The organism is Aliiroseovarius sp. YM-037 (assembly GCF_048060095.1).
GTDB lineage: Bacteria > Pseudomonadota > Alphaproteobacteria > Rhodobacterales > Rhodobacteraceae > JBLUOA01.
On the sequence record NZ_JBLUOA010000002.1, the window covers coordinates 1 to 22,286 of the forward strand.

General features: G+C 59.4%; 18 protein-coding genes and 1 pseudogene. 11 read left to right on the forward strand and 8 right to left on the reverse strand.

Annotated features, from left to right (window positions below; genetic code table 11):
• Window positions 1–230: 230 nt before the first annotated feature.
• Window positions 231–833 (reverse strand): thermonuclease family protein, encoded by a 603-nt coding sequence (locus ACEWPJ_RS10595; protein WP_416513039.1) that lies wholly within the window; start codon window positions 831–833, stop codon window positions 231–233.
• 728 nt (window positions 834–1,561) lie between these two features.
• Here ACEWPJ_RS10595 and ACEWPJ_RS10600 point away from each other — a divergent pair.
• From ACEWPJ_RS10600 to ACEWPJ_RS10615, 4 genes are read left to right on the forward strand one after another with little or no spacing between them, the layout of a single operon-like run.
• Window positions 1,562–2,824 (forward strand): imelysin family protein, encoded by a 1,263-nt coding sequence (locus ACEWPJ_RS10600; protein WP_416513040.1) that lies wholly within the window; start codon window positions 1,562–1,564, stop codon window positions 2,822–2,824.
• Between the two features lie 12 nt (window positions 2,825–2,836).
• Entirely contained in the window at window positions 2,837–4,390 is a 1,554-nt protein-coding gene (locus ACEWPJ_RS10605; protein WP_416513041.1) for a di-heme oxidoredictase family protein, read from the forward strand.
• Window positions 4,390–5,376 (forward strand): imelysin family protein, encoded by a 987-nt coding sequence (locus ACEWPJ_RS10610; protein WP_416513042.1) that lies wholly within the window; start codon window positions 4,390–4,392, stop codon window positions 5,374–5,376. Before ACEWPJ_RS10605 ends, ACEWPJ_RS10610 begins: the two co-directional genes overlap by 1 nt.
• On the forward strand, window positions 5,342–6,454 hold the full coding sequence (locus ACEWPJ_RS10615) for a DUF1513 domain-containing protein (protein WP_416513043.1): 1,113 nt from the start codon (window positions 5,342–5,344) through the stop codon (window positions 6,452–6,454). The genes ACEWPJ_RS10610 and ACEWPJ_RS10615 overlap by 35 nt, the downstream gene beginning before the upstream one ends.
• A gap of 690 nt (window positions 6,455–7,144) precedes the next feature.
• Here the strand turns inward: ACEWPJ_RS10615 and ACEWPJ_RS10620 are convergent.
• From ACEWPJ_RS10620 to ACEWPJ_RS10640, 5 genes are all read right to left on the reverse strand, one after another.
• Complete coding sequence (locus ACEWPJ_RS10620) at window positions 7,145–7,918, reverse strand: FadR/GntR family transcriptional regulator (protein ID WP_416513044.1); 774 nt, start codon at window positions 7,916–7,918, stop codon at window positions 7,145–7,147.
• Entirely contained in the window at window positions 7,878–8,834 is a 957-nt protein-coding gene (locus ACEWPJ_RS10625; RefSeq protein ID WP_416513045.1) for an ABC transporter ATP-binding protein, read from the reverse strand. The genes ACEWPJ_RS10620 and ACEWPJ_RS10625 overlap by 41 nt, the downstream gene beginning before the upstream one ends.
• Complete coding sequence (locus tag ACEWPJ_RS10630; protein WP_416513046.1) at window positions 8,821–10,701, reverse strand: dipeptide/oligopeptide/nickel ABC transporter permease/ATP-binding protein; 1,881 nt, start codon at window positions 10,699–10,701, stop codon at window positions 8,821–8,823. Before ACEWPJ_RS10630 ends, ACEWPJ_RS10625 begins: the two co-directional genes overlap by 14 nt.
• On the reverse strand, window positions 10,698–11,645 hold the full coding sequence (locus tag ACEWPJ_RS10635) for an ABC transporter permease (RefSeq protein ID WP_416513047.1): 948 nt from the start codon (window positions 11,643–11,645) through the stop codon (window positions 10,698–10,700). The genes ACEWPJ_RS10630 and ACEWPJ_RS10635 overlap by 4 nt, the downstream gene beginning before the upstream one ends.
• A 61-nt stretch (window positions 11,646–11,706) precedes the next feature.
• Window positions 11,707–13,284 carry an ABC transporter substrate-binding protein gene (locus tag ACEWPJ_RS10640; RefSeq protein WP_416513048.1) on the reverse strand — a complete coding sequence of 526 codons (1,578 nt, stop codon included), beginning with the start codon at window positions 13,282–13,284 and terminating at the stop codon, window positions 11,707–11,709.
• A 102-nt stretch (window positions 13,285–13,386) separates the two neighbouring features.
• Here ACEWPJ_RS10640 and ACEWPJ_RS10645 point away from each other — a divergent pair, with 102 nt between their 5' ends.
• Window positions 13,387–14,049: a DUF1028 domain-containing protein gene (locus tag ACEWPJ_RS10645; protein WP_416513049.1), complete on the forward strand. Its 663-nt coding sequence runs from the start codon at window positions 13,387–13,389 to the stop codon at window positions 14,047–14,049.
• Window positions 14,042–15,265, forward strand: coding sequence for a M20 family metallo-hydrolase (locus tag ACEWPJ_RS10650; RefSeq protein WP_416513050.1), 1,224 nt, complete (start codon window positions 14,042–14,044; stop codon window positions 15,263–15,265). Before ACEWPJ_RS10645 ends, ACEWPJ_RS10650 begins: the two co-directional genes overlap by 8 nt.
• 563 nt (window positions 15,266–15,828) lie before the next feature.
• Here ACEWPJ_RS10650 and ACEWPJ_RS10655 read toward each other — a convergent pair.
• Window positions 15,829–16,307: pseudogene (locus tag ACEWPJ_RS10655) on the reverse strand (IS3 family transposase); the annotation flags it as partial.
• 39 nt (window positions 16,308–16,346) lie between these two features.
• Window positions 16,347–17,231 carry an MBL fold metallo-hydrolase gene (locus ACEWPJ_RS10660; protein WP_416513051.1) on the reverse strand — a complete coding sequence of 295 codons (885 nt, stop codon included), beginning with the start codon at window positions 17,229–17,231 and terminating at the stop codon, window positions 16,347–16,349.
• Between the two features lie 184 nt (window positions 17,232–17,415).
• On the opposite strand from ACEWPJ_RS10660, the gene ACEWPJ_RS10665 reads away from it, so the two are divergent.
• From ACEWPJ_RS10665 to ACEWPJ_RS10685, 5 genes are read left to right on the forward strand one after another with little or no spacing between them, the layout of a single operon-like run.
• Window positions 17,416–18,795, forward strand: a complete 1,380-nt coding sequence (locus ACEWPJ_RS10665) for a 3-deoxy-D-manno-octulosonic acid transferase (RefSeq protein ID WP_416513052.1) — start codon at window positions 17,416–17,418, stop codon at window positions 18,793–18,795.
• Complete coding sequence (locus ACEWPJ_RS10670) at window positions 18,792–19,838, forward strand: hypothetical protein (RefSeq protein WP_416513053.1); 1,047 nt, start codon at window positions 18,792–18,794, stop codon at window positions 19,836–19,838. Before ACEWPJ_RS10665 ends, ACEWPJ_RS10670 begins: the two co-directional genes overlap by 4 nt.
• The gene (locus tag ACEWPJ_RS10675) at window positions 19,838–20,884 is read left to right on the forward strand and encodes an N-acetylneuraminate synthase family protein (protein WP_416513054.1); all 1,047 of its coding nucleotides are present in this window, start codon (window positions 19,838–19,840) and stop codon (window positions 20,882–20,884) included. The genes ACEWPJ_RS10670 and ACEWPJ_RS10675 overlap by 1 nt, the downstream gene beginning before the upstream one ends.
• A complete protein-coding gene (locus tag ACEWPJ_RS10680) occupies window positions 20,881–21,612 on the forward strand; it encodes a WbqC family protein (RefSeq protein ID WP_416513055.1) in 732 nt (243 codons plus the stop codon). Before ACEWPJ_RS10675 ends, ACEWPJ_RS10680 begins: the two co-directional genes overlap by 4 nt.
• Window positions 21,613–21,645: 33 nt before the next feature.
• Window positions 21,646–22,278, forward strand: a complete 633-nt coding sequence (locus ACEWPJ_RS10685) for a class I SAM-dependent methyltransferase (RefSeq protein WP_416513056.1) — start codon at window positions 21,646–21,648, stop codon at window positions 22,276–22,278.
• Window positions 22,279–22,286: the final 8 nt, after the last annotated feature.

Sequence of the window (22,286 nt, forward strand, 5' to 3'; positions counted from 1 at the left end):
CGAAGACCGGGGCCGACAAAACCAATCGAAGTCGGCGCCCAATGTCGTTCAATCAAGTACAGCCTGGCAAATCGCCCGGCATAGAGCGTTCCTCCGAAACACTCAGCTAAGAGTGGCCCAACACTACCAGTTCAATTCGCAACTGCAAGGTCTTGTACCGTCGTCGCTAGAAACCTTAAGCGGACATTGGTACTGGCTGCCAGAAACGTCTGCAAAGGACCGCTTTGCTCCTACTTGTTAAAAACGTGCATATGCCCCCGCTGCCTCGCGGCAGCTTTCCAGTGTTTCTTACGGGCATCATCCGGTTCCAAGTGCGAATACTTCCCACCGGAGAATTTCGGCCAATCAAGAGCTAACCCTCTTCGGACCATTTCCGCGCTGAGATCACGTCCGTCCGGTAGAAAGCACGTTGCAACCACACGATCATACGAAATCTCTGGCTCAATCTCGGCCGTGATGACTTGTCCTTTGCAAAGTCTGACCAATTCCCATTTCGCTTTTTGCCCCCAAGGGTGCTCAAGCTCCGGCGCATCGATTCCCGCCAGACGCAAGCTGACTTTGCCGATCCGAATAGTGTCCCCGTCTACGACATAGCACTTGCCCGTGAGCGTTGTTTCGAGCTGCGGGCTAGGCTGCGTTCGGGGATTAGTTACCGGTCGCTGAGGAGAGGCAGAACTTTGGGTTTGTCGTTTTAGAACACGGCGCTGGAAATCGGGCGTCACAATATTCGTTGACGGAGGTCGAATTTTTCTTTTGGGAGAAGCGCTACGGAAGAATACGCGGAAGATTAGCCTAAGCACTTTGATGCCCTCACGATTGAAATCGTGAGCCAACTTTCCCTCAAAAAGTGACTTTATTTAGGCGGAAATTTGATTGTGGGCTTTCTACCGGTAGCCCGCAACGTCAGGTACACTGGACTGCTGAAGAGTGTCTAAACATTCACCCTATGTTCCGGCCGGTTTCAGGTCGAATCTAAACACAAAGTATAATCAAATCAGCATTATACCTAGTCTTGCAAATCCGTGTACACCGGTTCGATTCCGGTACTCGCCTCCATTTACTTTCAACGAGTTCCGCCAGCCATTGCGCTGGGTGACCCACGCCAGTCTCATTTTAGTCTCTGTTCCGCTGTTTGCCAAAAGAGCGAAGCGGACTTCTGTGGCAGTTTGGTTCGACAAAGTACTCATTTTGAAAAGTTGAGTCGCAACGTTCAAGCTTTCGTCAGAGACAGCTCTCAAATGGTTAAGACAGCTCATCAGGCCCTAAACATGCGCCCGTCCATTCCGGAAACACTGCTCAAGAATGGCCCGTAGAAATGGGGCTGGACACCTTCTTCAGAGACGAAGTTTTTCATCATGAAATCGCGGTGCGGAGCGATACGTCGAGGCTCCATGGTTCCGCAATAACCTACTAAAATAATCGGAATTGACATACCTTACTTTTTCAGTCAGTTTTTCGGTGAGATTCTCAAGCCCCTCACGGGCCGCACTATTTTCCACTCACGGGCCCGCGTCACTCAACCCACCTGCTCCGACATCCAAACGCACCGAAAGGACTTTCTATGCCACGCACTCTACTGGCCGCATTAGCAACCACGGCGCTGACCGCCCTGCCCGCTTTCGCAGTTGAAAAGGCGGCCGTTCTAGACACTTACGCCGATATTGCAGAGGCGACCTATGGCGACAGTCTGACGACCGCAAAGGCGTTGCAAAAAGCCGTTGAGGCGTTGATTGGCGACCCGTCAGCTGAAAACCTCGAGTCGGCGAAACAGGCATGGCTGGCGGCCCGCGTGCCCTACCAGCAGACCGAAGTTTATCGCTTTGGCAACGCGATCGTCGATGATTGGGAGGGCAAGGTGAACGCCTGGCCGCTGGATGAGGGGCTGATCGACTATGTCGATGCGTCGTATGGCGGCGCGTCGGACGAAAACGAGTACGCGACGCTGAACGTTGTTGCGAACGCCACCTTCACCCTGTCGGGCGAAGAGGTTGACGCGGCAAATATCACGCCTGATCTACTGGAAGGCGCGCTTCACGAGGCGGATGAGGTCGAGTCGAACGTCGCCACCGGTTATCACGCGATCGAATTCCTTCTTTGGGGCCAAGACCTGAACGGCACCGAGCACGGCGCGGGCAACCGCCCCTGGACCGACTATGCGACCGGCGAGGATTGCACCAACGGCAACTGTGACCGGCGCGGGCAATACCTGAAGGCCGCGACGGAGCTTCTGGTCAGCGATTTGGAATGGATGGCCGCACAATGGGCCGAGGGTGGAGAGGCCCGTAGCATCGTGATGTCCGACGAAGGTGCCGGAATCAACGCAATCCTGACCGGGATGGGCAGCCTGTCATATGGCGAGCAGGCGGGCGAACGGATGAAACTGGGCATCATGCTGGACGACCCGGAAGAGGAGCATGACTGCTTTTCCGACAACACGCATAACAGCCACTATTACGATGGATTGGGAATGCGGAATGTCTATGTCGGCGAATATGTCCGAATTGATGGTTCTGTGGTCTCCGGCCCCTCACTCTCCGACCTGGTAGCCGCGGCTGATGCGGATGTTGATGCCGGGCTGACCGATGCGCTTAACGCGACGATGGTTGAACTCGGCCAGATCAAAACCGCGGCTGAGGTTGGGTTCAGCTACGACCAGATGCTCGCCCGTGACAGCGCCGAAGGCGAAGCGCTGATCATGTCCGCTGTCGATGCGCTTATTGCGCAGACACGCGGGATTGAGCGCGCGGTTTCAGCGCTCGGCCTTGATCAGATCGCGTTTGAGGGGTCCGACAGCCTCGACGATCCGAACGCTGTGTTCCAGTAGACGGCAAGGCAAATGGGCGTGAAACGGAGCTATCTACTCGGCGCGGCTTTAGTGATTTTGGGCGCGCCTGCCGCCTTGGCGGGGGCGGAACTTGACCTGCCGCATCTTAATGTCGTGCCCCGCACCGAGGCCGAGCAGGCGCGGATAGACACCGTTACGCAGCCAACCAGCAGTTTCGACACCGCCGAGCCGTTCGAAACCAACCCCGGTGGTGCCGCGACGGTGCCTGCCGGAACCGACACGAACGCCTTTTCGCATCCGTCAGCCAATATCTCGTTCGAGCGGGAATTGGACTTCAAGCTCGGCAACGGGTTGTTTCGCAAGCTTTGGGTGTCTTCGCCATCCTCTACGCTTGCCTCAGACGGACTCGGCCCGCTGTTCAATGCCCGGTCCTGCCAGCGGTGTCACCTGAAGGACGGGCGCGGCCATCCGCCTGAAGACCCGGACGACAGTACCGTGTCGATGTTCCTGCGAGTCTCCGTCCCCGCCTCAGCGGACGAGGCGATGAGCGAGATCGAAGCCTTTCTGTTATCCGTCGGAGACGACACACCCCGCAACCGCCCCGATCCAGTCTATGGCGGTCAGTTGCAGGATTTTGGCGTGCAAGGACACGCGGCGGAATATCGGTTGGGCATTGAATACGAAGAGGTTGAAATCGCCCTGTCAGACGGCGAGTTCGCCACGCTTCTGAAACCGACCTATACGGCGGAGAATTTAAGCTACGGCCCGCTGGCAGAGGGCGCGATGCTGTCGCCTCGCATCGCACCCCAGATGATCGGTCTGGGGCTGTTGGAGGCTATTCCAGCCGCCGACATCCTCGCGGCCGAAGACCCGGACGATGCGGATGGCGATGGCATATCCGGCCGCGCGCAGATCGTCTGGTCGTTCGAACATGACCGGCCAATGCTGGGTCGCTTTGGCCTGAAGGCCGGCGCACCGACCATTCGCGAACAATCCGCCGCTGCGTTCTCTGGCGATATTGGCATTTCGACCCCGATCTTCGGCGCCCCCTTCGGCGATTGCACGGATGCGCAGCCCGACTGCCGGGCCGGGCCGCATGGCGACGGCGACGTCCGGGTGACAGAGGTTGATGCCGAGGGGCTGGACCTCGTGACATTCTACAGCCGCAACCTTGCCGTGCCCGCCCGGCGTGATGTGGACAACCCGCAGGTCTTGCGCGGCAAAGAAGTATTTTACGATACCGGCTGCACCTCTTGCCACACGCCAAAATACGTCACCCATCGACTTGAGGACCAGCCAGAGCAGAGCTTTCAGTTGATCTGGCCCTATACCGACCTGCTACTGCACGACATGGGTGAAGGGCTGGCCGACAACCGACCCGAAGGTCGCGCGTCGGGTCGCGAATGGCGGACCGCGCCGCTTTGGGGGATCGGTTTAACCGAACAGGTGAACGGCCACACCCGGTTCCTGCACGATGGGCGCGCGCGCAATCTGCTTGAAGCGATCTTGTGGCATGGAGGAGAGGCCGAGGCCGCGAAATCCCTTGTGGTCGAGATGCCGAGAGAAGACCGTGACGCCATGATCCGATATCTGGAGAGCCTGTGATGCGAGTCCTCGCTGCTGCCCTGATTGCCCTTGCATCGCCCGCTGTTGCCGGAGTTGATGCTGTGATCGACGATCACATCCTGCCCGGTTATGCGCGTTTCGCGACCGAAGCTGCAACGCTCTCCGATGCCGCTGAACAGGATTGCACCGCCGAAGCCTTGCGGTCCGCGTTTCAATCCACCTTCGACGCTTGGATGGGCATCAGCCACATCCGTCTGGGTCCGGCGGAGGAAGGGGGCCGCGTGCTCGCCATCGCGTTTTGGCCCGACACGCGCGGCCTGACCGACAAGACCCTGCGCCGCCTGATCGCGGATCAAGACCCGGTTGTGGGCAGTGCGGAAACTTACGCCGATGTCTCCATTGCCGCCCAAGGGATGTTCGCGCTTGAACGCCTGCTTTATGACGAAACGCTGTCGAGCTATGCGGCTGGCAGCTACACCTGCACTCTGACCGCCGCCATCGCGGGCAATTTGGCCGAATTAGCCGGGGATATTCAATCGGAATGGCAGGACGGATTCGCCGAAACGCTCCGCGCCGCCGGAGACGCGGGCAACACCCGCTTCCTGACGGAGCGGGAAGCGGCGCAAGCGCTGTTCACCGCACTGACAACAGCTCTGGAATTCGATGCAGATCAACGGCTTGGCCGCCCCTTGGGCTCCTTCGACCGGCCTCGCTCAAAGCGTGCCGAGGCATGGCGATCTGGTCGGCCATTGCGCAACATCACCCTGTCGCTGGAGGCTTTGCGCGATCTCGCAGCGACTCTGACCGATGAGAAGCCGACCGCGACGCTCGCCGCATTCGACGCGGCGCTTGAGGCTGCGAACGCGTTGGACGATCCGATCTTTGCCGGCGTCGAAGACCCCCAAGGACGGCTTGAGGTTGAAATCCTGCAACAGCGCATTCAGGCGATCCGGCAGGCGGTGATTTCCGAAATCGGCCCGGCCCTGGGCGTTGCGGCTGGATTCAACTCCGCCGATGGGGATTGACGCGATGACGACCCGGCGCAGCTTCCTCGGCGGCGTTATCGCCGCCTCCGCCTTTCCGCAGGTGACGTGGGCCGATGCAGGCGGCCCTTCCTACCTTGCCGCTGCGCGGGAGGTCGACGGAAAATACGCCCTATTTGGCCTGTCTTCAGTCGGCGCAGATCTGTTTCGCATCCCCCTGCCCGACCGTGGACACGCCGCCGCCGCGCATCCCACCGCGCCCGAAGCGGTCGCCTTCGCCCGCCGCCCCGGCAGCTTTGCCCTCGTCATAGATTGCGTGCGTGGTCGCATAACGCATCGCCTCTACGCCCCAGACGGGCGGCATTTCTACGGCCACGGAACTTTTGTTGAGGGCGGTGAGCTTCTCTGCACCACGGAAAATGACATCGAAACCGGTGAAGGGCGCATCGGGTTTTGGTCCCGCTCCGCCGGATATGAGCGGGTGGGTGAAATTTCGTCCGGCGGGATCGGGCCGCATGACATCAAGACGCTGGCAGATGGCAACACACTTGTCGTGGCCAACGGTGGCATCCGAACGCATCCCAACTCCGGTCGCGACAAACTGAACCTCGATACGATGCGGCCAAACTTGTCTTACCTGACGATCGACGGAGCTATCGCCGATCAGGTAGAGCTTGCGCCCGACTTGCACCAAAACTCCATCCGCCACCTCGCGCTTGGTCCCAATGGCGTCACAGCCTTCGCGATGCAATGGCAGGGTGATCCCGCGGACGCGCCGCCGCTGTTGGGATTGCATCGGCGCGGAGAGTCTCCGCGCCTGCTATCCGCCACCCTTCCCGAACAGATCGCGATGGAAGGCTATGCCGGAAGCATCGCGATAGACAGCGCGGGCGAGACCGTCGCCATCACCTCCCCCCGTGGCGGGCGCGTGCATCTGTTCAATACCGTTGACGGTTTTCGCACCAGCCTGCCCCGCGCGGATGTCTGCGGGCTGGCGGTGGCAACCGAAGGGTTCATGGCAACCGACGGGCTCGGCGGAGTTTCGGTGATCGACGCCGCCCAAATGAAGCCCTTGGGCCGTCAGAGTCGGTCGTGGGACAATCATTTGATCGCTGTGTAACATCGGCGATCCACCTTAGACCCGCCAACGAGCCAGCTTGGGACTCCGTTCCGTGAATGCCCAAGCGGCGTGATTGAAAATTCGCGATCAGTCAATTGTCTTGTCGTCGCCATCGGAGCGAAGAAGTTAGCTGAGGTGAAGAACGTGTTGCGGCATTCAAACGGTTTCTAGAAACGCTTCGCCAAACGCGCGTCGCGTAGGCAATTACTCCGCTGCAGGACTGATTGGTTAGATTTTCCGAGAGATCGTGGATGCCCTCGCGGACGGAGCGGCTGCAGCAATGCCTGGCATGACCCATAAGCAGCACCCAAGGTTTCTCGTATTTCCCCCGCCACCGCCGCGCCGCCTTCAATACTGGGCGCGCGATTAAGCTGCCGGGAATAGGGTATCGGCAATCACTGTCCGCACCCCGAAAAACTAGACGCCAATTAACATGCGTAATTGAAACACCGGTGATCGATATGGATCGTCAGCAGTATTTGCTGCCGAGCGCGTCACAGCAGTAATTTCGCTGCGTGTCATAGTGAATTTGCAATTCATGATCATTATTCAAAACCCAAATACTCTCCGTATTGTCTGTCTCACATAGAAAAGCGGCGAGATATTGCTGGGATTGAGGCAGTTTTGGAAACAGTTTCCGACAGGGCGGTCATAAGCTGTGCGGTATCTGATTGGAGCGCAACACCAACCTCACTCCGAGATAAATCGGCGCAGCATCTCGGCCTCTTGGTCCTCCATCAGCTTTTGCGCGGTTTTCATGTGGTCTTGCATGATCTGCCGCGCCTCATCGGCTTTGCCATGGCGCAAGGCTTGTACAAGTCGCATCTGGTAGTCGCGACCCTTGGCCCAAAGCTGGATATTGGGAGGTGAATAAAGCCGTCGATAGACCGTCAGGTCGGAGAGAATATTCACCATGAAATCAATGAGAAAGGCGAGCAGGTCATTCTCCGACTGCGCCGCCAGAAGCGCGTGAAACCGAAGGGAGGAAATGTGCTGTTCCCGCTCCTCATCAAGCGTCTTGGCGGGTTCTGAGTAGGTTCCGATATTCGCCTCAAGCTGCGCCAGTACGTCATCGGGGAGCGTCCCAGCAAGCTGCGCTGCCAATTCAGGTTCAAGCACACGACGGAGCTGATAGATGTCGGCAATCGTCAGGTTCTTGAAGTAGAAGTAATTGGCCAACAGCGCCCGGGCCCGCTCCTTCGACACTTCATGCACAAAACTGCCGCCGCCGGGGCCGGTTCGGGTTTTAACAAGCCCCTGCGCTTCGAGAATGCGCATCGCCTCGCGGATCGTACCTTTGGCCATGCCAAAGCGTTCGATCATCTCAGGCTCGCTTGGCAGGCGATCTCCCATCTGCAAGCCTTGCTCAACAACCCAGTCTTTTATCGCTTCGGCGACACGGACAGGGCGGCTTTGTTTCGGTTCATTCTTCGATTGGGTTGTGGCAGGCAGCAAACTGGTCATCTCCCATCTGGGTCAGCTGTGGTTCGGTCGTCCGGCAGATATCCGTCGCGCTTGGACATCGGCCCGCGAAGGCGCAACCGGGGGGTGGGTTTAGCGGGTCGGGAAGCTCACTATCCTTCTGTTCCGGGGCTTTCAGCGCGCGTCCGACAACCGGGGCGCTGTCGGCAAGGAGCTTTGTATAGGGGTGTTTGGGGGATTTGAAAATCTCCTCTGCTTTACCGATCTCGACGACGGAGCCGAAGTAGAGCACGACAACGCGCTGGCTGACCGCCTCGACCACGGCAAGGTCGTGGCTGATGAACAGATAGGTGAGGTTGAATTCCCCTTTCAGCCGCGCGAGTAGATTCAGCACCTGCGCCTGTACGGACACGTCGAGAGCTGAGACGGGTTCGTCCAGCACGATGATCCGGGGGGCTGCGGCAAGAGCACGGGCGATCCCGATGCGCTGCGCCTGCCCGCCCGAAAATTCATGCGGGTAGCGCGTCAGGAAATCCTGCCGCAGATTGACGCTGTCGAAAATCTCCGCAATTCGCGCATCGCGGTTGTATTTTTTCATATTATACAGTAGTTTAAGCGGAGCTTCCACGACCTGCCGGATCGTCTTGCGGGGGTTCAGGCTGCTGATCGGGTCCTGAAACACATACTGGATCACTTTGCCGAATTCCGCCGGGTCGGCGTTGTCGAGCGCTTTGCCTTCAATTTCGATCTGCCCGGTCGTCGGCTCCAACAGCCCGACCAGCATCCGGGCAAAAGTGGATTTTCCGCAACCGGATTCACCGACCACGCCCAGCGTTTCTCCGGTCGCAACCTCGAACGACATCGGGCGCACGGCGCGCACGCCGTCCTGCGCCCTGCCGAACAGCGGCTTTTTCAGCGCGAAGGTCTTTGACAGGTTCTCGACCCTAAGCGCGGGCATGGGCCAAATCCTCTTCTGGGTAAAGACACCTGACGGCGCGGGGCGCTGTGCCGGCAAGCGGGACGGTCCCGGCACGGCAATCGTCCTGCGCCTTGTCGCAGCGCGGCGCGAAGGCGCAGCCGGGGGGCAGATCATCGACCGAAGGCGGCAAGCCGGGGATCGCCGCAAGCTCCCTCCGCCCCTGCCCGAGTTCCGGCACACAGGCGATCAGGCGCTTGGTGTAGGGATGGGCCGGTGCAACCAGAACCGCGTCGGTCGGTCCCTCTTCGACGATGCGTCCGGCATACATGACAGCAACCCTGTCGCATAGCTGCCCAACCACGCCGAAATCATGGGTGATGAAGATGATCGCCAGCCCCCGGTCCCGACGCAGGTCGTCAAGCAGCGACAGGATTTGCGCCTGAACGGTCACATCCAGCGCCGTCGTCGGCTCATCCGCGATGATGACATCCGGGTCATTCGCCAGTGCCATTGCAATTCCGACACGCTGACGCATCCCACCTGACATTTCATGCGGGTAATTCTCGATCCGGCTTTCGGCGTTCGGGATACGAACGGACTTGAACAACTCAACGGCCTTCGCGTGGGCGTCGGCTTTGCTGATCTTGTGGTGGCTCTGGATCGCTTCGATCAGTTGGTCGCCGACCTTGTAAAGCGGGTGCAGCGTCGACAGCGGATCTTGAAAGATATAGGCGACGCGGTCGCCGCGTTTCTGGCGCAGCACCTCGTAAGGCGCCCCGATCAGGTCATCGCCCTGAAACCGCACAGCCCCGCCGGTGATGACGCCGGGTGGCGACGCGACAAGACCCATGACCGATAGCGCGGTCACGGATTTACCGGACCCGCTTTCGCCGATCACGCCAAGACATTCGCCCGGCCTTACCGACAGGCTGACACCTCCGACGGCCTTGTAAATGCGCTTGCCGACATGGAACTGCGTTTCAAGGTCTTGGATCGCGAGCAGATCATCTGTTTCTGCCGGAACCTCTGCCGCACGATCCACCATGGTTGTCGCGCGCGGCCGGCTGAGCGCTCCGGAGCGCAAACGCGGATCAAGCGCGTCCCGCACCCCGTCGCCCAGCAGGTTGATCGACATCACGATCAGGAAAATCATCACCCCCGGCACGATGGAGGTGAAAGGATAAGTAATCAGCGCCGACCGCGCCTCGCCCAGCATCGAGCCGAGATCGGCCTGCGGCGGCTGGCTGCCAAGGCCGAGGAAACTCAGCCCCGCGGTCTCAAGGATCATCCAGCCAACCGTTGTGGACATGGCGATGATGATGACCGGCAGGACATTCGGCAAAAGTTCGGACAGGATGATCCGCGTGTGGCCCATCCCAGCAAGCTTTGCCGCGTCGATAAATTCGCGCCCGGCAAGGCCGACGGTGATACCGCGAATGTTGCGGGCAAAGAACGGCACGTTGACGGCGGCCACCGCAATCAGCGCGTTCATCAGGCCGGGACCAAGGGCGGCGACAATCGCCAGCGCGAGCAGGATATACGGAAACGCCATCAGCATATCGACACCGCGCATGATGATATTGTCGGTCCGCCCGCCGAAATACCCGGCGATGATCCCGATGGCCGACCCGATGGACCCCGCAATGATCGCCGCCGCAATCCCGACAGCAAGGCTAAGCCGCGTACCATGCAGCAATCGTGCCAGCAGGTCGCGGCCAAGGTGGTCGGTGCCAAGGACATGCCCTTCGGAGAACACCGGCTGAAAGCGGTCGGCGGTGTTGGTCACGTCGGGGTCTTGCAGCGGCAGGATCGGCGTCAGCAAGACCAGCAGCAAGATCGCGCCAAGCACCACCGCACCCAGCGCCGCAAGCCGGTTGCGGAACAGAAGTTTGAGGAACGTCGTCATGTCTTGATCCTCGGGTCAAGAAGGCTTTGCGCGACATCGACCATGATGTTGAACATGACGTAGCACGCGGCGACGAAGACGACGCCGCCCTGCACCAACAACAGGTCACGCTTCAGGATCGCGTCGACCAGCATCCGACCGACGCCGGGCCACTGGAACACGATCTCGATATAAACCGAGCCTGACAGCACAAACCCCGCCTGAATGCCCAGAACCGGGATAATGCTGACCATCGCGGCGCGCAGCGCGTGACCCATGATAACGCGACGCTCTGGTACTCCCTTGGCACGGGCGGTGCGGATGTAATCCTGACGCAGCACCTCAAGCATGGCCGAGCGGGACAGCCGGGCGATGACCCCGGTCGCTACGGCGGATAGCGCCAGCGCCGGCATAATCAGGTGCTTCAGCAGATCCCAAAGATCACCACCGCCATAGATCGCATACATGCCACTGACCGGCAGCCATTTCAGGTTTACCGCGAACAGCAGGATCATCATCATGCCAAGGAAAAATGACGGCACCGAAATCCCGATAAGAACAGTGAAGGTGATCGCCTTGTCGGCAAACCCATATTGACGCGCCGCCGACACGACCCCGGCGAGAACACCAAGCAGAGAGCACAGCACAAAGCTGACCCCGGCAAGGATCAGCGTGGCGCTGAACCGTTCGGTGATTTCATCAAGCACCGGGCGGTTCAGCGAATAGCTGCGCCCGAAATCTCCCGTCAGCATATTGCCAAGCCAGATGAAATACCGCGCCGCCGCCGGTTTATCGAGGCCGAGATCCCGGTTCAGCTTTTCGACATTCTCGGGCGTCGCGTAAGACCCGAGTATCGCCGTCGCCGGATCGCCGGGGATCATCGCCATGATCAGAAACACGATCACCGTGATGCCCAACAACACCGGAACCGCCGAGATCAGCCGTTTCAGAATGTAACTGCCCACGCGCGGCCCTTCATCTTTCCAGAAATATCCCGGGGGTCCGGGGGCAGCGCCCCCGGGGGTCTTAGTTTTTCACAACACCCTGAAGATGCAGCAGGAACGACGGCTCCAGGCCGAAATTCTCGACCCGGTCGCTCGTCACCGCGTTCTGTTTCCAGTTGGCGACAAACACCCAGGGCGCATCTTCCTGCACGATGGCCTGCATTTCCTGATAAAGCCGAGCGCGTTCATCCTGATCGGTCGCAGTGCGGGCGGACTCCAGCAATTCGTCCACCTTTGGGTTAGAGTAGTAGCCAGAGTTGAAGCCCCCCGCCTCTGGCCACGCATCTGTGCGCAGCGCGAGGTAAGGCAGCGTGTCGGGGTCGTTTGTCATCCACGCCATTTCGGCCATGTCGGCCTTACCTTCAAGACCGGGATTCACTTCACCAAGGAACGTGTTCCATTCGTAGGTTTCGATGGTGACGTTCAGCCCAACCGCGGCAAGGTCCGCCTGAATCGCCGTGCCCATCGCAATGGGGTCGAGCATTCCTGATCCACCCTCTGTGACGTAAAAGGTCAGCTCCGCTCCTTCGGCCCCCGCATCGGCCAGTAGTTCGCGGGCCTTGTCGGGATCGTAGGGATATGGGTCCAGATCGGCGTTGTAAGCCCATGCAAACGCAGGCGGCGTCGGTCCTGCGGCAACCTCAGCGGTACCTTCGAGGACGTCGTTCACGATCGCCTCTTTATTGATCGCGTAGTTCGCGGCTTGTCGCACGCGAACGTCGGCAAACGGGCCTTCCTTCGCGTTCAGGATCAGAAACCAGACATGCGGTCCAGCCTGTTCAGCCACTGCAAACCCATCGCCTTCAAACTGCGACAGCGATGTCGGTGGCACTTCGACCATCAGATCGATCCCACCGGCGAGCATTTCTGCGACACGGGTATTGGCATCGGTGATCGGGCGAAAGACGACCGCCTCTGTCCCGGCAGCCTCGCCCCAGTAATCGGCGTTGCGTTCGATCACTACAGCTTCGTTCGATCGCCACTCGGCAAAGGTAAACGGACCAGTGCCGGACGGGTTGCGCCCGAATTCCTTGCCGTGTTGTTCGACCGCTGCGGGCGATACGATCAGCCCGGTCGGATAGGCGAGGTTTGACAGGAATGGCGCATAAGGCGCGTTCAGCTTGAACTTGACCGTCATATCATCAACGACACTCGTTTCCTCGACGGCGCCGAAGAAGAACGAAAGCGGGAAAGGCCCAGTGTCGTGAAACGGGTGATTCTCGTCCAGCATCCGGTCAAAGTTGAACTTCACCGCCTCGGCGTTGAAGGGGGTGCCGTCGTGGAACGTTACGCCGGATTTTAGCGTAAAGGTGTATTCGGTGCCGTCATCGCTGATCGCCCAGCTTTCGGCAAGCGCCGGTTCGACCTCAAGCGTGCCGGATTTGTATCGGGTCAACCCTTCGTAAACATTCACAAGAATGCGGAAGTCATTGACCGCCGTAACGGCGGCCGGGTCCAGTGATTTCGGTTCAGCAATCTGTCCGACGATTAGAACCCCCGGCGGCGTTTGGGCAGCGGTTGGCAGCGTAACGGACCCAAGGGCCACCACAGCCCCGGCCGCAGCGAGAAGTCCGCGGCGCGTCCAATTCACGAGTTTCATTGTCGTGTCTCCCTGTTATCTGTGTAGTTCGTATTTATCATGATAAATTGCATTCGTCAATTTTTCATGATAAATAGATCAGGATATGCCAAAAGAGATGCCATGACCTTTTCGATTCTTGCGCGCGACCCGAACTCCGGCGCGATCGGTGGCGCCGCCGCGACCGGCAGCCTGTGCGTCGGTGGCTGGGTTCTTCGCGGCGATCCCCGCGCAGGGATGAGCGCGAGCCAAGGCGCCTCCCCCAGCACGATGTGGGGAGAGGACGCGTTGACCGCTCTGCGATCCGGACAGTCCGCAGGCGACGCGGTGCGCGGCGTCACAAATGCGGACGAGGGGCGCGCGCATCGTCAATTATCGGCGCTTGGCCTGTCCGGTCCCGGCGCGAGCTTTACGGGCGCGGCAAACACTCCGGCGATGGGAAGCCTTGACATTACGGAAGGGATCGTCGCCGGCAATATGCTGGCCAACGAAACGGTGCTAGACGCGATGGCCGAAGGGTATCTGGCCGCCAAAGGCCGTTTCGCCGACCGATTGCTGGCTTCGCTCCACACAGCAGAGAATGCAGGCAGCGACATGCGCGGGCTACAATCAGCGGCCCTTCTGATCATGTCACGAGACCAAGCGCCGCTGACGCTGCGCATCGACTTTGACGAAACCCCGCTTGACGCGCTCGACGCACTTTATGCCCGCGCGACCAGCGGAGATTACGCGGAATGGAGCCGTCAGGTGCCAACGCTAACGAACCCCGGACGTATCCTTGACTAATTGGGGGAAAATCGCGGCGGAGCGGCTGGCGCGGATCGCCGCAGCCTCCGCCCCCGGTCCAGGCGTGACCCGATTGCCGTTCACCACCGAACACAGGCAAGCCATCGACATTCTGACGGAATGGATGGAGCAGGCCGGGCTGCGTGTTCACCTTGACGCTGCCGGCACCCTGATCGGGCGCAAGGACGGGCCGGAGGGGGCCGGAACATTTTACATTGGATCGCATCAGGACAGCGTCCGCGAGGGCGGCGCGTTTGACGGGATCATGGGGGTCGTTCTGCCAATCCTCGCTATGCAGCGGCTGAAAGACGAGGGCACCGCCCTGCCCTTCGCGGTTGAGATTCTGGCCTTCGCGGATGAGGAAGGCGTGCGGTTTCCGACAGCCCTGATGGGGCCGCGTGCGCTAGCCGGGACGTTTGACCCGGCGGTGCTGGAAATGATCGACAAGGATAGGGTTTCATTGCGGCACGCGATGGAGGGTTTTGGATTGTCGCCGGATCAGATCGGCGGATTGCAACGCGACCCGGCGTTCGCGCTTGGCTATCTGGAGTGCCACATCGAACAAGGCCCGGTGCTGGAAGCGGCAGACCAGCCTCTTGGCGTTGTCACCGCCATCTGCGGCATCGAACGCCACCACATCACCCTGAGTGGAGAGACGGGCCACGCCGGAACCCTACCGATGGAGTCGCGCCGCGACGCGCTGGTCGGCGCCGCCAAGATTGTGTCAGAGGTCAACCAACTGGCAACTGCGACGCCCGATCTGCGTGGAACGGTGGGCGCGCTTCACGTCCATCCCAACGTGGTCAACGCCGTCCCGAAAGAAGTGCGGATGACCGTCGAACTCCGCTCACCGAACGATCCCGTGCGGGAACGCGCGGGCGATGCGTTGCGCACCTTCGCAGAGAGTGTCGCGCAGCGCCGCGCCCTCGACCTGTTGATCGACCGCACCTACGCGCAACCCGCACAGCCTTGCGACGAGGCGTTGGTCAGCCGGCTGGCCAACGCGGTTGAGGCGTGCTGCGGAAAGGCGGTAATGCTATCTTCCGGCGCGACACATGATGCATCGGCGATGGCCGACCTCTGCCCCATCGCAATGCTGTTCGTCCGCTGTCGGGGTGGCGTCAGCCATGTGCCGGATGAATACGCCAGCGCGGATGATCTTGGGGCTGCAATTGATGTGCTGTGCGGCTTTGTCGGGCAGGAGAATATCGGGTAAAACAACCACCTAGCCCGTGTATATCTCACTGTTCTCAAAACGTATCGTATACGTGCAAGACAATGTCGCGTCGGGTTCAAGATTTATGAGAGCACCGCCGTCAGCATCAATCTAGGTCGTGTCACCGAAGCGTCTCGGTATGTTGGTATGGTATTGATCGGTCGAACTAATAAGCCATCTAATCCAACATACATGACTTATCAGATTGAACGGCCGTTGATCGGATCGTGTCAATGCTGCGGCCGGTTCGCCACAGAAGACGGTGTGGATGGCTCCTGCTGCCCCGGCGTCGCAATGCGCCTTTAGACCCGAAAACTCTGCCGACGGACAAACCAACATCAGCCTCGCACTGAGCCAAAGCGGTGCTGTCGCGCCCTTCGCAGTCGTTATGTGTTTTTCCGCGACTGACCTGCGCCGGAGAAACGCTAGCTACGTTCCGGTCACCCTTTGAGATATTGAGCGACGAGCAAACAGCCCACCGGTCTCGCTGATGGGCGGCTCAGACATGCAAGACGTCACTTGAGCCCCAACCCTCGGAAACTCTCTGAGGTGCCCCTAGTTTCCTAGGCACTTGCATGGTTTAGTTTCTGCTGTCTGATTTCGAAGTCAACGGGTGACAGCATGCCGTTGTTCGTGTGCTTTCGTTTCGGGCTGTAGAACAGTTCGATGTATTCGAAGACATCCGCCTTGCGTCTTCACGGTTTGGATATGCCCGACGCCTGATCCGCTCGCACTTCAGCAACTGGAAGAAACTTTCGGCGACCGCATTGTCGTGACAATTGCCGCGTCGGCTCATGCTGGGTTCAAGGTTGTGCTGGCACAGGAACGATTGCCACTCCCGGCTGGTGAACTGGGAGCCCTGATCTGGGTGGACTGTTACCCTGCCGGTTGGCTTTCGCCGCCAGACAACCATCAGCAAAGCCTGTAGAGCCAAATCTGTTGTCATGCGCGATTAAGCCGACCAGCCGACAACACGGCGTGAGAACAGATCGATGACAACGCAGAGATACAGTCAGCCTTCATAGGTCTTGATGTAGCTAATGTGAAACCCAAACACGCAACTATCGCTCTGGCCAAGCCGTCAAAGCTTGTTAACCGGCACCTTCAGAACTGGGTTACCCTCGTCGTCGCAGGGCACCTCCCCTGCTCGCATGTTGACTTGCAGCGATGGGATGATCAGTTTCGGCATATCCAACGTTGCATCGCGTTCGGTGCGGAACCTGACGAAATCCTCTTTCGTTTTGCCGCCGCCGACGTGGATGTTGTGCGCTTTTTCTTCGGCCACAGTTGTCTCCCACGCAATATCGCGGCCATTGGGGCCATAGTCGTGGCAGATGAACAGGCGGGTTTCGTCGGGCAGTGACAGAACTTTCTGGATCGAGTCGTAAAGCTCCGCAGCCGAGCCTCCGGGGAAATCGGCGCGGGCGGAGCCTCCGTCGGGCATGAACAATGTGTCGCCGACAAACGCGGCATCACCGATGACATGCACCATGCAGGCGGGCGTATGGCCCGGCGTGTGCATCGCGAAAGCGGACATCGTGCCGATCGTGTAAGTGTCGCCATCCCTCAGCAGCAGATCGAACTGGCTGCCGTCACGCTGAAATTCCGTTCCCTCATTGAACACCTTGCCGAAGGTATCCTGAACGACGGTGATATTTTCGCCAATCGCGATCTTTCCACCGAGTTTTTCCTGAATGTAGGGCGCGGCAGACAGGTGATCCGCGTGAACATGGGTTTCGATCTGCCATTCAAGTTTCAGTTTGTTTTCAACGATATAAGCAATAATCTCATCCGCATGGGTCGAGGTGATGCGCCCGGCGGCGTAGTCGATATCCATCACGGAATCGACGACGGCGCAGGCGTCGGAGTCGGGGTCGCGCACGACATAGCTGATCGTATTGGTCGCAGGATCAAAGAACGCTTTGACATCCGGCTTGACGGTCAAATTGCTTGGATATGCACACATCTTCGATGCTCCCCTTCCCGGTTTGGGCGCGTGGTGCGGCGCCTTTGACACTCATACTTGCACACTATTCCATATAGGTATCATGCGGCAAAATACCGTAACACCCCGAAGCGGTTGTGAATTACGCTATGAACCGGTTTGGAAAATATGCTACCTCGCCCCGGAACCGGCCAACAGGGTGCAGATGACGAGCAATAATCCGCGAGATGACGGCCAAGCCTCGACCCTGCCGGTTTTTCCGTGGTCGATGCGGCTTCGCTTCGTATACGTCCTCTATCAAGTGCTACTGCACCTCGCGCTTCCTGCTCTGTTGCTTTTGCTGCTGATCAGATCAAAGCGCGAACCGTTATATCGCGCCAACCTTGCCCAACGCTTCGGCCGGGTGCGCCCGTTGACCGAAGGCCGCGTTCTGGTCTTTGCCGCATCGCTTGGCGAAACCCGCGCAGCGAGTCTTGTTGTGAAGGGTCTGCTTGATGAGGGTGTCAATATCCTGCTGACCCACAGCTCCCCCGCTGGGCTTCATGCCGGGCGGGCGCTGTTCGCGGATGACATTGCGTCTGGCCGCGTCGTGCAAAGCTATATTCCCGGTGATTTTTTCTGGGCCGTGCGCCGTTTCCTGCGCGATCACCGCCCGAGCCTTGGTGTGGTGGTTGAGGCAGAGCTTTGGCCCGGCCTGATGGCTGAGGCGGCGCAACGTAAGATTCCGATGGTCCAGATCAACGGAAATTACACCGAACGCGCCTTTGTCCGCGATACCGGGCCCTTTGGCCTGATGCGCGGGACGTTTTGGAAATTCTACAGCCGCATCATCACCAAGTCCGAAGAACGGGCCGACAGGTATCGTCGCGCCGGGGTCGATCCGGCCCGCATTTCAGTCGTTGGTGAGTTGAAGTTCGACCTGCCCATTCGCGATGACATGCGATCCGCCGCCAAAGCGGCCGGATCGCAACTGGGCCAGCGGCGGACGCTTACAATCGCCTCTTCTATCGAAGCGGAAGAGGAGGAGTTGATTGCCTTTATCGACCAGCTTCGCGCCGAGGTCTCCCCCCCGCCGCTAATCCTCTGGGTGCCGCGCAGCCCGCAGCGGTTTGACGCAGTGTTTGATAGGTTGCGCGAACGGGGACTCAACTGCGGCCGACGTTCCGATGTTTTTGATGACTCCCTGCGCGGCGGAGAAATTGTCAAAGACATCGACGTGCTGATCGGCGACTCTCTCGGCGAGATGGATTTTTATTACGCCCTCGCAGATATCGTCTTTGTCGGCGCGACGCTTGCGCCGATGGGTGGGCACAACATCATCGAACCGCTCGCCCTCGAACGCGCTGTGATTACGGGGCCGAGCCTATATGGCATCGCCTACCCCGCCTATGACGCCATCGAGGCGGGCGCGTTGATTTCGGCCGACAACGCACAAGAACTGGCGACAATTGCCGCCGCACATTTCAACAACCCCGCACGTTATGAGGCGTTCCAAAGCCGAACCAAAGGGTTCAACGATCAGCACAAAGGCGCAAGCGACCGGACCGTTGCGCTGCTTATGCCATATCTCGGGGGTGAGCGATGACCACCCCCGTTTTTGCCCTTCGCTATGACGTTTCGCCCGCAATCGGGCTTGGCCATCTTCGGCGGGCCTTCGCCTTGTCGGAGGAGCTTCACCACCGCGGCATACGCCATCTGCACGCGGTCACGCCCGAAGGGGCCAACGTTCTTGAGGCGGAGGGGTTTTCGACACCCGACACCATTGTTGTCGATGGCCAACGCGCGGATTGGATCAACGCAAATAGCAGCATCACCCACGTTCTGACCGACATCTGCCGCGCCGGAAACGGCGAGGCCGCCGCGCAGGAAATCGGCAACCTATCCAAATCCCCGGCGGTTGTCGGGGTCATCGACAGTATGCCCCCGGATCACTACGCCGGAACGGACACCCCGTCGCCCGATTTGCTGTTTACTCCTTACCTCAACGCAGATCGCTTCCATTCCACGCCCAACGCCGCGAATTGGCGCCACGGACCGAAATATGCCGTCATTTCAAGGGAATACGCAGCAATAGATTCAGGCAATGGCTGGACCGCTGGCCGCGTCCTCGTGACCTGTGGAGGTGCGGACCCGGACGAACTGTCGGTCAAGATTGCGCAGCAGTTGGCACAAGCAGACATCCCCGCCGATATTGTGGTCGGGCCGTTGTTTTCGGCTACGATCCGCGATGATCTAACGACGCTCGCGGCGGAGAATCCGAACTGGGCCTTGCATCACGCGCCGAAAAGCCTTGCCCATCTGATCGGTGGTGCTGCGTTCGTCGTCGGGCGTCTTGGCCTGACCCGCTACGAAGCCGCCGCCTTGGGGCGCAGCGGGCTTTATCTTTCGGCAGGAACAGCCTACCGCGCCTATCTTGAGGGGTTCGAAGCCGCGGGGCTTGCCCGGATATTTTTTGATGGCGACACAAACGGCACCGAACGCTTTCTGGCTGAAATCGCCGCCCTGAAAGACCCAGCAACCCGCAAGTCCCTTTTCCGCCCGAACCGGGCCGCGATGCAGGTGGTTGATGGCAATGGGGCCGCGAATATGATTGAAGAGATGTTGAACCAAGACCGGAATGCACGCTGATGACGCTAAACATCGAAGGCAAAGCCATCGGGCGGGATAAAAAGCCCCTGCTGATCGCTGAGGTCAGCGCAAATCACGACCGCGATTTGGACCAGGCGCTTGCCCTCGTCGATATCGCGGCTGAGGCGGGCTGGGATTGTCTGAAACTTCAGACCTACGACGCGGATTCGCTGACGATCCCCAGCAACCACCCGTCGATGAAAGTCGATCCAGTCTGGGGTAAGGAAAACCTTTACGAACTCTACCAATCCGCCGGAATGCCGATGGAGTTTCACGAACCCCTCTTTGCCAAGGCACGCGATCTGGGGCTATTGCCGTTCACCTCGATCTACGACCCGCGCGATCTCGATTTCATCGAAAAGCTCGGCTGTGAAATCTACAAGGTCGCGTCGTTCGAAATGACCTATGACGATCTGCTTGAGGCGGTGGCGTCGACCAAGAAACCGCTGATCCTGTCGACCGGCATGGCGAACCTCGCCGAAATAGATCACGCGCTTGAGGTGCTCGACAAGGCCGGATCGGGGGAGGTCGTGCTGCTGCATTGCTGTTCCAGCTACCCTGCCCCGATTGACCAGATAAACCTGAACGCAATGGTCACGATGGGCCAGCGCTATGATCGCATGGTCGGATTTTCCGACCACACGATCGGGTCAATCGGCCCGTTGACCGCCGCCGCAATGGGGGCCGTCGCGATTGAAAAGCACTACACGAACGATCCGACGCGGGAAGGGCCGGATCACCGGTTCTCGGCAACGCCCGAGATCATGAAAGACATCGCCGACGGTGTCCGCGATATCCACGCCCTCAAGGGAAGCGCGGAAAAGCAGACGACCGAGGCGGAGCAGACCTCCAAGGCGCTTGGCCGCCGCTCTGCGTTTGCAATTCGGGATCTGGCGGCGGGTCACACGATCACGCCGGACGATTTCCGATTTGTCCGGCCCGGCGCCGGCATTCCGCCGAACGACCGGGGTGGTGTCGTCGGGCGCACCCTTGCGCGATCCGTCTCGAAAGGGTCGCCCATCACCAGCGAAGATATTGCACCGTGACCACTGTCGCCATCATGCAACCGACCTTCCTGCCGTGGCTTGGATATTTCGCGCTGTTGGATAGCGTCGATCACTTCGTGTTTCTCGACGATGTGCAATTGTCAAAGCAAAGCTGGCAAACCCGCAACCGGATCAAGGGGCCTAACGGGCCGATCATGCTGTCCCTAGGCGTTGCGCGCAAACCGTCGAAACCGCTGATCTGCGAGGCGAAGCTGGCCGAAACCGGGTTTGAGGTGGCCCTGCTCAAGACCGTCACCGCCAATCTTGGCCGCGCGCCGCATTTCGATGTGGTCGAGGATATCTTGAAGCGGTCGTTTGAGACATCCGGCGCAACCGTCGCATCGCTTAACATCGCGATCATCGACAAAATTGCCGAGGTGTCGGGAATATCGACCCCACGCTACCGATCCTCGGATATGAAGGTGCAAAGCACCGGAACGCGATCCGGTCGGTTGATTGAGATATGCGAGTATTTTAACGCGGATACCTATTTGTCGCCCGTCGGCGCCCACGACTATCTGACAGAGGAAGGTGAATTCGCCAACGGCGCAACCGCGCTCTGCTTCTTGAATTACGACCATCCACCCCATCCGCAGCTTTTCGGCGCGTTTGAAAGCCACATGGCGGCGATCGACGCGTTGGCGCATGTCGGCCCGGACGCATTTCTTGACCTCGTCCGATCCGGCATCAAACCAGCCCTGTCTGCAGATGAGGTCGCAACCTCATGATCCTCACCAAGACCACGCCAAAGGACGCCCCCGATGTCGAATGATGAATTGATCCGGCACTATCAGTCCCTGCTTGAAAAACATGGGCCCGGCTCTCACGCGGTGCAGTATGCTGACCCCGAAAGCCATGAGGCGCGGTTCAAGGTGCTCCAGCAGGTTGCGACGCCGTTGACCTCGGTTCTGGATGTCGGATGCGGGCTGGCGCATTTCTATCACTTCCTGAAGGGTCAGGGATTTACTAATCGCTATCACGGCGTCGATATCGTGCCGGAGTTTGTCGACCTCGCCAATCAATCAATGGCCGATGACGACGGCGCGCAGGCATCGCTGATGCACGCGGCGGATGAACTGCCCTCGGGGTATGACTACGCAGTGCTGTCCGGCGTGTTCAACAACAGGATGGACGACAACAAGGCGTTCATGGAAAACACCCTTCGTCGCATGTTCGACGCGGCTGACGTTGGGATCGCGTTCAATGCCATGTCGACCTATGTCGATTACTTTGACGACGGCCTATACTACGTTGATCCGATGGAAGTTTTTGCGTTTTGCAAAACGGAACTCGGCGGTCATCCAGTCCTACGGCATGACTATGCGATCCGCGAAGGCGGGTTCCCATTTGAGTTCGCGATGTATGTTTATAAATCACCCACTTCTGTCGAATAGAAGCAGGT